At 40.5% G+C, this 14,445-nt stretch carries 15 protein-coding genes; 8 read left to right on the forward strand and 7 right to left on the reverse strand.

Annotated features, from left to right (window positions below; translation table 11 throughout):
* Positions 1–100 precede the first annotated feature (100 nt).
* A complete protein-coding gene (locus JKM87_RS05575; RefSeq protein WP_202078800.1) occupies positions 101–565 on the reverse strand; it encodes an N-acetyltransferase in 465 nt (154 codons plus the stop codon).
* Positions 566–801: 236 nt separating this feature from the next.
* Between JKM87_RS05575 and JKM87_RS05580 the strand changes: the two genes are divergently transcribed.
* Positions 802–3,447: a phosphoenolpyruvate synthase gene (locus JKM87_RS05580; RefSeq protein WP_202078802.1), complete on the forward strand. Its 2,646-nt coding sequence runs from the start codon at positions 802–804 to the stop codon at positions 3,445–3,447.
* Between the two features lie 68 nt (positions 3,448–3,515).
* Here JKM87_RS05580 and guaC read toward each other — a convergent pair whose 3' ends face one another.
* Positions 3,516–4,496, reverse strand: coding sequence for a GMP reductase (gene guaC / locus JKM87_RS05585; RefSeq protein WP_202078804.1), 981 nt, complete (start codon positions 4,494–4,496; stop codon positions 3,516–3,518).
* A gap of 383 nt (positions 4,497–4,879) precedes the next feature.
* On the opposite strand from guaC, the gene JKM87_RS05590 reads away from it, so the two are divergent.
* Positions 4,880–5,299 carry a YhfM domain-containing protein gene (locus JKM87_RS05590; protein WP_202078806.1) on the forward strand — a complete coding sequence of 140 codons (420 nt, stop codon included), beginning with the start codon at positions 4,880–4,882 and terminating at the stop codon, positions 5,297–5,299.
* A 54-nt stretch (positions 5,300–5,353) separates the two neighbouring features.
* Here the strand turns inward: JKM87_RS05590 and JKM87_RS05595 are convergent, their stop codons facing one another.
* Entirely contained in the window at positions 5,354–5,683 is a 330-nt protein-coding gene (locus JKM87_RS05595) for a YnfA family protein (RefSeq protein WP_202078808.1), read from the reverse strand.
* On the reverse strand, positions 5,680–6,078 hold the full coding sequence (locus tag JKM87_RS18020) for a MerR family transcriptional regulator (RefSeq protein ID WP_202078810.1): 399 nt from the start codon (positions 6,076–6,078) through the stop codon (positions 5,680–5,682). Before JKM87_RS18020 ends, JKM87_RS05595 begins: the two co-directional genes overlap by 4 nt.
* A gap of 77 nt (positions 6,079–6,155) precedes the next feature.
* Here JKM87_RS18020 and JKM87_RS05605 point away from each other — a divergent pair, with 77 nt between their 5' ends.
* Together JKM87_RS05605 and JKM87_RS05610 are read left to right on the forward strand one after the other, a co-directional pair.
* Positions 6,156–6,464, forward strand: a complete 309-nt coding sequence (locus JKM87_RS05605; protein WP_202078812.1) for a hypothetical protein — start codon at positions 6,156–6,158, stop codon at positions 6,462–6,464.
* Positions 6,465–6,593: 129 nt separating this feature from the next.
* Complete coding sequence (locus tag JKM87_RS05610) at positions 6,594–8,027, forward strand: IS1182 family transposase (protein ID WP_202078814.1); 1,434 nt, start codon at positions 6,594–6,596, stop codon at positions 8,025–8,027.
* 143 nt (positions 8,028–8,170) lie between these two features.
* Here JKM87_RS05610 and JKM87_RS05615 read toward each other — a convergent pair whose 3' ends face one another.
* Both JKM87_RS05615 and JKM87_RS05620 read right to left on the reverse strand, forming a co-directional pair.
* Positions 8,171–8,605, reverse strand: a complete 435-nt coding sequence (locus tag JKM87_RS05615) for a DUF3995 domain-containing protein (protein WP_202078816.1) — start codon at positions 8,603–8,605, stop codon at positions 8,171–8,173.
* Between the two features lie 188 nt (positions 8,606–8,793).
* Positions 8,794–9,807: a DMT family transporter gene (locus JKM87_RS05620; protein ID WP_202078818.1), complete on the reverse strand. Its 1,014-nt coding sequence runs from the start codon at positions 9,805–9,807 to the stop codon at positions 8,794–8,796.
* A 194-nt stretch (positions 9,808–10,001) separates the two neighbouring features.
* On the opposite strand from JKM87_RS05620, the gene JKM87_RS05625 reads away from it, so the two are divergent.
* Together JKM87_RS05625 and JKM87_RS05630 are read left to right on the forward strand one after the other, a co-directional pair.
* The gene (locus tag JKM87_RS05625) at positions 10,002–10,583 is read left to right on the forward strand and encodes a helix-turn-helix domain-containing protein (RefSeq protein ID WP_202078820.1); all 582 of its coding nucleotides are present in this window, start codon (positions 10,002–10,004) and stop codon (positions 10,581–10,583) included.
* A gap of 280 nt (positions 10,584–10,863) precedes the next feature.
* Entirely contained in the window at positions 10,864–12,042 is a 1,179-nt protein-coding gene (locus tag JKM87_RS05630) for an MFS transporter (RefSeq protein WP_202078822.1), read from the forward strand.
* A 176-nt stretch (positions 12,043–12,218) separates the two neighbouring features.
* On the opposite strand, the gene JKM87_RS05635 is transcribed toward JKM87_RS05630, so the two are convergent.
* The gene (locus JKM87_RS05635; protein WP_202078824.1) at positions 12,219–12,500 is read right to left on the reverse strand and encodes a hypothetical protein; all 282 of its coding nucleotides are present in this window, start codon (positions 12,498–12,500) and stop codon (positions 12,219–12,221) included.
* Positions 12,501–12,689: 189 nt separating this feature from the next.
* On the opposite strand from JKM87_RS05635, the gene JKM87_RS05640 reads away from it, so the two are divergent.
* Together JKM87_RS05640 and JKM87_RS05645 are read left to right on the forward strand one after the other, a co-directional pair.
* A complete protein-coding gene (locus JKM87_RS05640) occupies positions 12,690–13,721 on the forward strand; it encodes a DUF2332 family protein (RefSeq protein ID WP_202078931.1) in 1,032 nt (343 codons plus the stop codon).
* A 296-nt stretch (positions 13,722–14,017) separates the two neighbouring features.
* Positions 14,018–14,284, forward strand: a complete 267-nt coding sequence (locus JKM87_RS05645) for a heterocycloanthracin/sonorensin family bacteriocin (RefSeq protein ID WP_202078826.1) — start codon at positions 14,018–14,020, stop codon at positions 14,282–14,284.
* The last annotated feature ends 161 nt before the right edge of the window (positions 14,285–14,445 follow it).

Raw genomic sequence — 14,445 nt, forward strand, 5'->3', positions numbered from 1 at the left:
CTGATATTTGTTTGTTTTTTTACTCATAGTAAATCGATTATGTACAGCCCCGACATAAAGGAGCCATCTACGGCTCTAATAAAAATACCTCTTATAGGACTCACATGTTTAGGCCTTGATAGCCACCTGTTTTATCCTTTTCCCACACCATAACATATTCACTTTCAGCAGTGGGCTCATCGATTGTGTCTGCTTCAATTCTAAATCCGTTTTTGAGATAAAAATGAATGGCATTTTTATTTTTCTGATACACTTTCAATTCAATCATGTCCTGCTTTTGCTTAATATAACGAAGTAATTGTTTTCCGTAACCCTTCTTTTGCTTTTTAATATCCACAAACAACGCTGCTAAATAGTGATCAACCATGGAGACAAAACCCAGGATGTGATCTCTTTCATGAATCACAAACGTGTCAGCCATCGGAAGATACGTTGTTTTCATATCTATTTTCTTAGATTCCCAGTAATCTGGGCTAATAAAGTCGTGTGCAGCGACACTCCCCTCAACCCAGATGTCTATCACTTGATCCATATCTTTATTGTTTAACCGTCTGATCTCCACCATATTCCCACCTTTAAAGTATTCTGCTTACCGTAAAATATAATGATCCTTGACATGGCATCGTCCACATGACGACGTCAGTATAGTCCACCATAAAGGGCAAATGTCCTCTCATAAGTTTAAATGATATGAGCGAAAAAAGCTGTTTTTTTTAAAAGAAAAAATATAATATATATATCAAATGATGATCAACAGTGTGTTCATGACCATTGATTCATATCAATGAAAGGGTGTTAACAATGACATCATCGGTTCTATATTTTGAAGAGCTGGACCAGTCAAGTCTTCCACTTGTGGGAGGAAAGGGAGCGAACCTCGCTGAAATGACCAAAGCTGGGTTCCCGGTCCCAGAAGGATTTTGTATCACAACACAGGCTTATAAAGCATTAATATCCAGTAGTCCGGAAATGAACAAGCTATTAAAAGAATTAAATACCATGAACACAAATGACTTACAGCATTTAAGACACCTAGGAAAAAGCATACGTGAACATATCGAACATCTAGAAATGCCGTCACAACTCCGGGACGATATAATTGAAGCTTGGAAGAAAACAGGCGAAGAATATCCCTATGCCGTAAGATCCAGTGCAACAGCGGAAGACTTGCCAACGGCATCCTTTGCAGGACAACAGGATACGTACTTAAATGTCTACGGAGAAAAGGAACTATTATATTATGTTCGCAATTGCTGGGCCTCTCTTTTTACAGATCGTGCTATTGCCTATCGAGCCAAAAATAAGTTTAACCATGATCAGGTTCATTTATCGGTCGTCGTACAACGCATGGTCCAACCTGATATTTCAGGTGTTATGTTTACAGCTGATCCGACAACTGGACATCGACATGTCACCTCTATTGATGCAAGCTTTGGCTTAGGGGAAGCCATTGTTTCAGGTATCGTATCTGCAGACCTATATAAAGTAAAATCAGGAGAAATCATCAGTAAGAGGGTGTCAGAAAAGAAAATAGCGGTATTGCCGCTTACAAACGGTGGAACTGAAACTAAACCGATCCCTATAGAGCAACAGAAAAAGCAGGCTTTATCTGATCAATTGATTATAGAATTGGCTAAGCTTGGTAAGAAAATAGAAAATCATTACGGGTCTCCACAGGATATTGAGTTCTGTGTAGAAGGGGAGGAAATGTTCATTGTCCAAAGCCGTCCCATTACATCCCTGTATCCATTACCTGATCTACCCCAGCAACCGTTACATGTGTTAGTATCATTAGGTCATATTCAAATGATGACCGATGCGATGAAGCCGTTAGGCATATCTGTATTTAAAACGATAGCCCCAAAACCGTTTTTACAGGAATCGGGTGGAAGACTTTTTATAGACCCAACATCCATACTGCAAACGAAATGGGGAAGAAAAATACTCCCTATTATATTAAATAACATGGATGAATCAATGAGTAGAGCAGTAGAAGCATTTATACAGCGTCCTGAATTTAGAAAGATTCCCGCCGAAAAAAAGCCGCTAAGACCTAAATTACGACTACTACGCCCGATCTTGAAGGACGTTTTCCTGAAGTTATTTAAACATGACCCAAGCTTAGCTAAAGCTCAAGTAGAGACTGTCATGGAGAAAGTGGCGCATACCGTTTCAAATGATCTGAATAGTCAAACAGGCGTGTCTCGCATAGAAGAGGTTAAGAACCAATTAGAACAAGTGGTTGGTCACGTTTCTAAAATTGTGGCTAATCCTATCACATTAATGATAACGACCAGAGTCTTACGAAAAATGTTGTTCCGGATCACTGAGAGTGACTATGAATTTAATCAATTGACGAAATCCCTGCCCGGGAACATCATGAGTGAGATGGGGCTCGAGTTAGGAGATTTAGCCGATTCGCTCCGGGATTCACCAGAAGTAGAGGAGTATTTAAAATCTGCAAAAGACGAAACCTTTTATGAAGGATTATTAATGGTTCAGGGTGGTGACGCCTTTAAGGAATCTTTTGAAGCTTTTATTGAAAAATACGGGATGCGATGTGCTGGAGAAATCGATATCACAAGACCACGTTGGAGAGAAAAGCCCACCCTTATGGTATCGACGATTTTAGGACATAAACGTAACTTAAAACCGAATGAGCATAGAGCTAAATACGAGCAAGGATTAAAAGAGGTGGCAGAGGCAAGGCGAAGCGTTTTTCAAAAAATGGGTCATAAAGGATTAAATAAAATAAAGAAAAAGTTCATGGCACGGCTCATAGAGGTTTACCGTCACATGGGTGGATTAAGGGAACACCATAAGCATTTAATAACGATCGTATTAGATGATTGCAAGCAGGCCTTACTAAATGAAGCCAACACAATGGTGAAAAAAGGAATACTTCTAGAAACAGAGGATATCTATTATTTGACTCTAGATGAATTAATTGAGTTGGCCACAGGAACGTTTGAGCAAAATGTCGAATCCCTTGTGAAAAAACGTAAAGAACATGATGCGTGGTGCCAAACTTTAAATCAGCCGAGAGTGATGACAAGCGAAGGTGAGATTATAACTGGAACTGTTAGAGAAGGTGACTTTCCTGAGGGGGCTCTTGTTGGCAATCCCGTATCAGGTGGTGTGGTCGAAGGGAGGGCACGGGTAGTATATAAGCCAGAGGAAGCAAATTTGAACGAGGGTGAAATATTAATTGCCAATCATACGGATCCAGGGTGGACACCTTTATTCCAAACGGCCAAGGCGTTAGTAACTGAGGTTGGAGGCTTAATGACGCATGGCTCAGTTGTAGCGAGAGAATATGGGATTCCAGCTGTTGTCGGTATTGATGATGCAATGCAGAAAATAAAGGATGGTCAATGGATTCGTGTTGACGGCGATCATGGATTTGTAGAAATTATAACAGATGAAAATGATCATAAAAGAACCTAACGGAATCCGTTAGGTTTCAGACTGTAGAATACCTTTTCTAAATTTAAGGTTTAAGGTTCAATAGGATATTATATGATGTCCCCATTCAAAATGGAATTTCTGACAATAACATAGTCGACATGACGAATGGCATCCAATTTATTTCCTCCCGCGTAAGATATGGAGGATTGAAGGTCCTGTTCCATTTCAGTCAGCGTATCTTTTAAGTGGCCTTTATATGCCACATGCATTTTTTTACCTTCAACATTTTTGTGCTCACCTTTTTGGAATTCGGAAGCTGAACCAAAGTATTCCTTATAAAGTTTGCCGTCTATTTCCACCGTCTCGCCAGGGGATTCTTCATGTCCAGCAAATAATGACCCAATCATGACCATTGATGCACCGAATCTGACGGACTTCGCGATATCACCATGTGTACGAATCCCACCATCGGCGATAATCGGCTTACTTGCTGCCTTTGCACACCATCTCAGTGCCGCAAGTTGCCAACCCCCTGTTCCAAATCCAGTCTTAATTTTAGTGATACATACTTTTCCAGGCCCAATGCCCACTTTTGTTGCATCCGCACCGGCATTTTCTAATTCGCGTACGGCTTCTGGGGTGCCTACATTTCCCGCTATAATAAAGCTCTCAGGGAGATGCTTCTTAATGTGCTGTATCATATGGATGACCGCATCTGAATGTCCATGTGCGATATCAATCGTGATATATTCGGGTGACAGGTTTTCGTCTGCTAACTGTTCAATGAACCGGTACTCTTCTTCTTTAACCCCGACACTGATCGATGCATAAAGCCCGCGGGATTGCATGTCTTTTACAAAAGATAAGCGCTGTTCGGGTTGAAAACGATGCATAATATAGAAATAATTATTTTCCGCCAGGTTAATGGCAATTTTCTCATCTATAATCGTCTGCATATTCGCAGGTACGATAGGTAATTTAAAAGTCCGACCGCCAAAGGTCACAGACGTATCACATTCAGATCGACTATTGACAATAGACTTGGCAGGAATTAACTGAACATCTTCATAATCAAATACATGTTCCATGTCTATCTACTCCTATATGAAAAAATTAATCTTGATTCAATCCAATGACGAACCACAAAGCAAGTCACAAGGGAAGTATATAACACAAACGATTGAATGTCAAAGAAACAAAACGTTCGTTTTATGGTGTCTTTTATTACTTTAATAGTGAAGAAGAGATAGTGAAATAAATGAAATACGAACTTATGAATAAAGATTGGGACAAACAATGTGATTAAGATAGATGTCGGTGCCGTGCCATTACACCACGCGTTCATAGCCTTCACTACTTAGGGACAAAAGATGTATCGGAGTAAACGAAAATGTGGTAATCGTGGACACCTGCAAAAATCATTAAACAAATGAAGGCATGATGCCGTCTAATACATAGGGGGTGATGACTCTTGTCTAAACGGTTGAATATAGGCGTATTTATTTTGGTTCTAAGCGTATTATTTGTGGTGGCCTGTTCCATTATTTCTACTGATGCTCTTGAGTCGATTGAGGTGTATGAAATGGAGAGTTTTTCTGACGTTAAAGCAGATTCCTCCGTTGTTATTACAGACCCTGACGACATGAAGACTTTACAAAAAGCTGTTAACAGGGCCAGTAAACAGCCAGGTGTCGTAGACATGGTGGAACCTCAATACAAGGTGGTGCTTGGAGAGGACACTTATTTTCTGTGGCTGAGTGAAACATTGGGGACGGTTATGAATACTGAAGACACTCATACGATTTATTCCCTTTCTTCTAAGTCAGCGAAGCAAGTGCAGGAGATAATCGCAGACGCGTTCATTCAAGATAAAAATAATCATGGTGAATGATTGCTCAGGTGACTCGCCTAGATGACAGAAACTATCATAATAGAAGCCTTTCATTTAATGACGAGGCGCTAATAACATGACAGAGACGCCTAAAAGACATATACTAGCACCAACCCAATCATATAGGTCTGGTGTTTTTTTATCTATTCCCCATCCCCACAAAACAGAAAGAATGATAAAAACGCCTCCATAAGCAGCATAAACTCTCCCGAATGTCGGAAATGATTGAAAGGTGGCAATAACCCCATATAAAGCTAAAGCTACACATCCAAATAGACCTAAGTAAACGGCCTTACCTTCCCGTAGCCATAACCATATAAGGTAACCCCCACCTATTTCTGCTATTCCCGCGAAAAAGAATAATAATATGGTTTTAATGATCATAGGTTTCTCCTCGCTTTCGAAAGGTTTTCAATACAGTCATCCCAAGATAAACATTCACAATCAATCGCGTTTTGTAAGATTAATTTCATTAGGTTGAGGTCTTCAATTAATTCTTCGATTTCACACATTTTTTTGCTTGCTAATGTACGCCACTGCACTGCACGTGAAGTATTTTGATTAAATCCTTCTATTAAGATTAATATTTCCTCTAAAGTTAACCCTATATTTTGAGTCAACTTGATAAATTCTATTCGCGGTATAACATCTTCTGTATACCTTCTTCGTCCATTCATTCTTTCCGGATTCGGTAAAAGTCCTTTTTGCTCGTAATAACGGATTGCAGAAGGCTTTAGCTTCACTTTTTCTGCTAATTGGCCTATCGTTAATACACTCACTTAAAATCCTCCTTGACTTAAAGTTAACTTTAAGAATTATAGTTATATTATAAACTATAAAAGGAGATGTTTGTTGTATGAGTATGCCAATTGCGTGTCATTTTAACGCTTTATCTGTTGATCAACAAAAGAAATATAAGGATCTACGAAATCAGTTGAAAGCGATTGTCATTGAGACAAAAGAACTGCCAAATGGTTATAGCTTCACTTATCCAAATGAAGACATTGTACTCGAGCATATAATGGATTTTGTTATACTTGAACGTATATGTTGCCCATTCTTAGAATTCAAACTGAATATAAATACTAAAGATGACGTTTTATTAACATTGAGTGGTCATTCAGAAACAATCAAGTCATTTTTAAAGATAGAATTTGAATTGTAATCATAAAAAAGTTGTTCCAAGTTATAAAGGAACAACTCAGACTGTAGACAAAGTACCGAAAGGTACTTCAGGTCTACGGTCTTTTTTTGTAGAATGAAGTTAAGGACAAACGGTGAGGAGGTATAATGGATGTTATCCAAACGTGAGAACAATCTACGACATCAACTTCAAGTTGTCACTCTCGATGATTTAGTACCGATGGATCACTTAGTTCGTAAAATTGACCAAGCAATCGACTTTAGCTTTATCTATGATTTAGTTGAACAGTATTATTCACCAAACAATGGACGTCCTAGCATTGACCCTGTGGTCTTAATTAAAATTCCACTTCTTCAGTACATATTTGGCATCCGTTCGATGCGCCAGACCATTAAAGAAATTGAAACGAATGTCGCTTACAGGTGGTTTCTAGGATATGAGTTAACTGAAAGAATTCCTCATTTCTCTACCTTCGGTAAAAATTATGTTCGGCGATTTCAAGACACGGATTTATTTGAAACCATTTTTTATCGCATTTTGAAAGAAGCCATTAATGAAGGATTTGTTGACCCAGAGGCCGTTTTTATTGATTCAACTCACGTTAAGGCCAACGCTAATAAAAAGAAGTTTATCAAAAAGAAAGTTCGCACAGAGACACGCCGTTATCAAGAGCAATTGACAAATGAGGTCAACGAAGATCGGGCGAAACGTGGAAAAAAGCCTTTTACTCCCAAAACAACGACGAGTGAGAAGGAATTAAAAGAGAGTACAACCGACCCCGAAAGCGGATATTTTGTAAAAAATGAACGGGAAAGAATGTTTGCTTATTCATATCATACTGCTTGTGACCGAAATGGTTTTGTTTTGGGAGCTATAGTAAAAGCAAGTAATGTCCACGATAGCCAGGTCTTTACAGACCTATTTGAACAGATAAAGTCGAAGATCGGACAACCTCGTGCCGTAGCTCTAGACGCGGGTTATAAAACACCTTATATTAGCAAGGTTCTTTTAGATGAAGGCATTCGACCAGCCATGCCTTACACACGTCCTAAAACAAAAAAAGGTTTTTTTAGAGCACATGAATATGTCTATGATGAGTACAATGATTGTTACATATGTCCGGAAGGACAAATCTTGCCCTATTGTACAACCACTCGAGAAGGTTATCGACAATATAAATCTCAAGCCCACATTTGTCGGTCTTGTCCTATGCTTTTTAAGTGTACGGCTAGCCGTGATTGCACTAAACAAATTCACAGGCATGTATGGCAAGACTACTTAGATGAAGTTGAGCATTTAAGGCACACTGACAAGAACAAAGAGATTTACGCTATGCGTAAAGAAACCATTGAAAGGGTATTTGCAGACTTAAAAGAAAAGCATGGTTTGCGTTGGACTACCTTGAGGGGAAGGAAGAAAAACACAATGCAGGCGATGCTTGCTTTTGCTGCCATGAATCTTAAGAAACTGGCAAATTGGAAGTGGCGACCTTCGGTCCATCTATATTTTTTTATAAAATTAAACGAAAAACCTCTTCTAAACCATTTAGTCTGCTGGTTCAGAAGAGGTTTTTCTACAATCTGAGTTGTTCCAAGTTATAAAGGAACAACTTTTTTTCTAAAGAGATACTGTATTCTCTATTTTTTTATCATTTCGGAGCATCTTCTTCTCTGCGTCGTTATATGAATTATTGACTATATATCATTTTTTATATGGCCCTTATCATACTAACCGTTATGGGTATTCCCTTCCTTTATTCTCCTATTGGTGTTGGTATAAATGTAAAGAAAGGCACTTAGTCCAAACAAGATACCACCTAATAAGAAATAAGGTTCAATAATAATAAATAGTAATGGGGTTGGTTCTGCCTGTAGCATGCTTTGTGTAATCCCTACACCACCACGCAAACCTAGTACGACACACGCTATCCATGCTGAAGTGAGTAAAAACCAATTTGGGATATCTTCTCCCCATGCTTGAACAAGTGCAAGAGCAATAAAAGCAGCAAGAAAACATAGCACAATGGCAGCTAGATTAATCATAAATAACACTTCACTCATCGTTCTTCCTTCAAATCCTATAGTACCTCCTACAGCCCAGTAAATATGAATAAACCCGAATAGAATTGACCATGCAAACGCTGCATAGCTAGTAAAAATCAACCATTGCTTTGATGTGCTAAGAGGACGATTATCTTTAGACTTTCTAATTGAAAATGACCCCTTTCCTCTATTATTTGTAATGTTTATCCTTTCCCTTTCAACTCCTTACAACATCAATAATATTAGCATGTGTGAGCTAATGATGTTTCTCATGGATTGCTCAATACACGACCCGTACCAATCTATCTTTAAGAGGACACGTGCTGCTCACGCTCCTTATCGCCGCCAACCCTAACGCTTCCTCTAGAGGGGGTGATTTTTGGTTTTACTTTCTTCGTCAAGAAACTATGAAGGAGCATACCGAGCACGATAATCAAAAGTCCCCCGATCGCCAAGCCATGGGGTAATGGAGATGATAGCAGGAGAACCTCCCCAATAATCACGAAGACGACCTGCGTTGACTGTGTCGCTTCGACAGCAGCTAATTTACCTTGGTGATCTCTCACTCTGTCTGTGGCGATAAAAAACAATGTCGTCGCAATCACACCTGAACATATGGCCACGATAAAAGATTGCAGGACTTGGTCCGCAGAAGGCGCCCCTACAGTGCGCCAACCCCAAGCTCCTATGATGAGCCAAAAGGGAAGGCTGGCAATGGTCATGCCCAATACTCTTTGGAACGTATCTAACCTCCCAGCACACAAGGCCATCATCTTACGATTACCTAGAGGGTAAGCGAAAGCAGCAATCGCAACGGGGAGTATACCGGCCATGATCATATACACCGTTAAATCTTGTGCGTGTTGCCACTGGATAAGCATGACGCCACACAGGATCAGGAGCGAAACTAACAAAGCACTGACTGGAATCTGATGTCTGACCTTAATCGGACCGTTATCAGATTGGACCGTTTCGAAAAACAAAGGGCCTAACAAAATACCAGCTACGATGGTCATCGGCCATGTCCCGGCGACTAACCATCCTGGTCCATAAGCGGCGGCATAGGTGATTGGCGCGTAAAATAAAACAAAACCGACGAAACTCCATAGTAGCCATTGTAAGGGTTGGGTGCGCATTTCAGCGAAGACTTGTTTAAGATTCCGTCGGCACAGTACAATAAGAAATAGAAAAGGGAGCATGAAGAGATATCTTAAAGATGAGCTCCACAACCAGCTGCCTCCAGAAAGCTCCATTGACCGATTAAGGATGAATGTCACAGCAAAGAACATAGAAGCGAGTATACCGATAAATATGTCTTTCATTGAAATCACAACCACCTTTCAATATAGCCGAATAATCTGACAATATAGCTGTGCAAGATCTCAAAATCTAATATTTAAATTTAAGACCATTCCTTAAAGGATATTAGACTTCAAGTAAAATATACTATATTTTAAGTTAAGAAAACTATACCACTTGGTAACAGAAGTGTACAGTCATTTTAGGGGGGCTTTTCATGGATCGCACACAGAATAACAACGACGCCGCTAAGTTAGCGAAACAAGTAGGAGAAACACTGAGAGGGATGAGACGGGAAAGAGGTTTAAGCCTACAAGAATTAGCAGATATAACAGATGTCAGTAAGTTAACATTAGGTAATATAGAAAGAGGTGAAGCCAATCCGTCCCTCAGTGTCATATGGAAGATAGCTAATGGGCTCAAGATGCCAATATCAGCCTTAATGAATGAGAAACAAGACATCATCCTTGCACGGAAAAACAGCGGAAACAAAGTGATCAGTGCCAATGAAGCATGCACGTTAGAGCCGATGTTTGATACGACACACTACGGTTCCGTGGAAATACACAGAGCGTTTCTCCAGCCACACAGTGAGTACGCACCAGGTGCGCACCAGGTAGGTGTCATTGAATATGTCACCGTCATGAAGGGAGAAGTACATATAAAAATACAGGATGAGTATTACCACCTGCACGAGTACGATTCAATGAAATTTAATGCTGATCAACACCATGCGTATCTTAATCCAACCGATTCCGAGACGGTGTTGCACTTTGTCATGACTTATACAAAAGGGTAAGTAGGAATCGATAGTCATGTCATGATTTATACAAAAGGTGAGCAAATGATCAGAGAATCATTGCACCTTGATGGTGAGTCCTGCGAAGCAACATTTGAGCGAAGCTCGAGTCGGAGAAGGGGGGCATCATCAAACAATAATGAACGTTGAAACCATATGAGATAGAGTGGATGAGTAGAATAGGCATATGAGTCGTAAACGATCACGTTATGGGTTAAAATAAAACACCTGAGATTATACACGTCGATTAAACCGTTTACTAGAAAGTTGGATGTTATGAATGAATAAGAGATGGATTGTTTATCTCGTGTCGTTTGCCGCTTTTTTTGGTCCATTTTCACAGACCATATACACACCGCTGTTGCCACAAATTGAGCAAGAGCTCCATACCACTACTTTTATGATTAATTTGACCATATCTATCTTTACCCTTGTTTTGGCTCTAATGCAAATGGTTTACGGCCCACTAACAGATACACGTGGAAGACGAAAGGTGATGTTATGGGGCGTCCTGATCTACATCGCAGCTTCTACAGGTGCGGCCTTGTCTTCATCTATTAGTTTGCTGATATTCTTCCGAGGCTTGCAAGCGGGAGGCATAGCTGTGGGTTCAGTTGTGGCGGTCAGTGTGATTGGTGATTTATATGATGGCAAGCTTCGAGGGCGTGCTATGGGTACCTTTCAAATGCTCGTTGCTTTGGGACCTGTGGTTGGTCCGGTCATCGGAGGATTCGTAGGAGAACATTTCGGCTTTAATAGTGTGTTTTGGGTATTAACAGTCGCTGCATTATTACTATTGTTTGCTTCTTATTCCTTTCTACCGGAAACGAAGCCGGAGTCTGGCCATAGAACGCCATTTTGCTTACGGCAGTTTTCTGATGTCTTGGCGAACCGGACAGGATCTTCGGTGATTCTATTAGGTTTAGTTCAATATTTTACATTTTATCATTTCTTGGTCTTTCTGCCTGGGCTCCTATCCGATTTATACGGCTTAACAGCGGGCCAAAACGGGATGGTCTTTCTCCCCATGTCACTATTTGTGGTCGTTGGTAGTTTCGTGGGTGGACGATTACAGGAACACTTTAGAAGTCATAAACTATTAGTCACCACAACGTCTCTAAATGTGCTAGCCACTCTCCTTTTTGTCATTGTTGCTCCAATTTCTTTACCTATCCTTATCGGAACGATCTCATTATTTGGCCTATGTCTCGGGCTTTCCTTACCCGTTCAAACGACGCTGTTGGCTGATGAGTTTCATCAAAATCGCGCAACCGCAACAGGTGTGTATAACTTTTTCCGCTACTTAGGTATGGCGGCAGGACCTATGATAGGTGGTATATTCCATCGGTTCGGCCATCGCATGGAATTTAGTTTCGCAGCCTTCCTCTTTGCTTGTATTGTTGGTTTCGCAGCGGTTCAGTTTTCCCGTTTACGTAAGGAGTCACAGATTACGGTATAAAACGAATATCAATAAAACCTCAAACTGTTCAGTTGTATTGACATTTGGGAGGAAAAGAGAATGAGAATTTAGAAGCTTTTTTGGACAAGCCTTTTGTTGATGGAAAAAAGGAACCCTCTCACTCTGAGAAGGTTCCTTCGTCCAGACGATAGTAATGATGCCACAACCATGACACGTTACAAAAAAATATATTCGTCATCCGGTCGAGCTAAATCTTCTATACGTTTCTGACAGGCCTCTAGCTGACTTAATGTACCAAGTTCTGTCACATCCACTTTGTCTTCGTTAGTTTCCAACGAACGCTTAAAGTCTTCAATATCGACATGCTCAATGACAAATTGTATAACGTCGGACGTTGTAGAGTCTGTGTCTAAGTACGCTAAAACTTCCTGCTTGAGTTCCTCGACTTTCTGGAGTTGTTCAGAGTTTAACCGTGTTCTTACTTTTTTCCTTGGCATCACTGATCACCTCACGGCTATTCTATCAATCTATGAATGTCAAAATCCCTCAAAGCATAGACGTCTATCTAACACTTTTTACGACGAAAGATGGCATTATTTGGGGGGGTGAAGCTAAACCACGCTTTGATACACACACTCGACAACAATGGTTTATATCTGAAAAAATTTCAGTTTTAGGAGGCTAACATATTGGAACCGAATATTAAGGTTATCGCTAAAAGGTTCAGAACCTTTGCCACAGAGGAATGCAGAGGGTCTAGTGAATTATACGCTCATCTATCATTAAGGGTCTCCGAAACCGATGATATCCTAACCTTAGCCACATATACAAGGGAAGGGCAACCCATACCTAACCTCCTTTTTGGTGCAGTACACTACCTCCTGTTAAAAGGGTATGATCACCCACTCCAAGACTTTTACCCAAGTCTAATAGACCAACCGAGAGATGTCGAAGCAGCGTTTCCCTATTTTAAGGACTTTTGTCAACAGTTCGCGGGGGATATCATCCCAATTTTAAAAAACAGGTGCGTTCAAACCAATGAGGTGAGCAGGTGTGCTTATCTTTATCCCGTTTTTAGTCACCTATACGATCAAGTGAAGAAACCCCTAGCGCTTATTGAAATCGGCACGAGTGCAGGTTTACAGCTACTGTGGGATCAGTACCGTTACTCATATGGTACTCATGATGTCTACGGTCATAAACAGTCTAACGTGCATATCGAGTCCCGGATACATGGGGATAACAAGCCTAAACTCCCACACCACATGCCAACTGTGGCCTCTAGAGTCGGCGTTGATCTTAACATACTAGATTTAGAAACAGAGGAAGATGCCCTTTGGCTTAAGGCGCTTATTTGGCCTGAACATCAGTATAGGAGAGCATTAATAGAGAAAGCGGCTAGCTGTGTCAAGGCCCATCCGTTAACCCTCGTTGAGGGAGATGGTGTCGCCCTGCTTCCAAACCTCGTCAAACAAATACCGAAAGAGCATTGCATATGTGTGTTCCACACTCACGTCGCCAACCAAATGTCTCAGGCAGTAAAAGAAAGACTTCTTGAGCATGTTAGACAGATAGGTGAAAAAAGGGACATCGGCCATCTATACAATAACATTCAAGACCGTGACCTTCACTTAGACTATTATGTAAACGGAGAAGCATTCACCAAAGTAGTAGGCCGAACAGACGGACACGGAAGATGGTTTACCTGGGGCATATAGATAGCTTTACCTATTGATAAGAGGCTGAGCTTAAGCATCCAGCCTCTTTTATTGATCTTTCCTTCCCGTTTCGACCATTCCGTGCTCTTCTTACAAAGAATGTAATAGCGCTGAAGCTTGTCCTGCCCGGTTACCAAGATTTGAAAATGGGCTTTTATATTGGTCACAATGCCTATTCCGAATTCATAACTTGTGGTAAGAGAATTCAACAATACTGTGAATTCCTGTTAATGGTTAAGAACCTATTTTACCTCGGTGCTAGTCTACTTACTAATAATAAGGAGGAGGAAAGGGACATGGATGAATTTCAAAATGAGTTGCAGGGCTTAAATGTTGGCAATTTTCAGTCTGACCAAGCGGTGCCCTGGACTCAAAATCCGTACACACCTGAAGATACGAGACAGATTGGGGTAGGATTTGGATTTGGTCGTTGCTTCGGCTTCTTCTGTTTCAACTGCTTCCGCTGCCATAACTGTTTCCGCTGTCACAACTGCTTCCGTTGTCACAACTGTTTCCGCTGTCATAACTGCTATAGATGCGGTGGTGGCGGGTACGGTAGCTAAATTATAGGTATTACATCCCACCCCCAACTCAACAATGAAGCTGTCTCATCCACAAAAGTAAGGATAGAGACAGCTTCTTTCAATTTTTAAATCAACATAATAGACAAACCGCTTTACATAAGATGAAATGAAGGGTTGAATAAATATTGTTAACCACCAGT

Source organism: Caldalkalibacillus salinus, assembly GCF_016745835.1.
GTDB classification, from domain to species: domain Bacteria; phylum Bacillota; class Bacilli; order Caldalkalibacillales; family JCM-10596; genus Caldalkalibacillus_A; species Caldalkalibacillus_A salinus.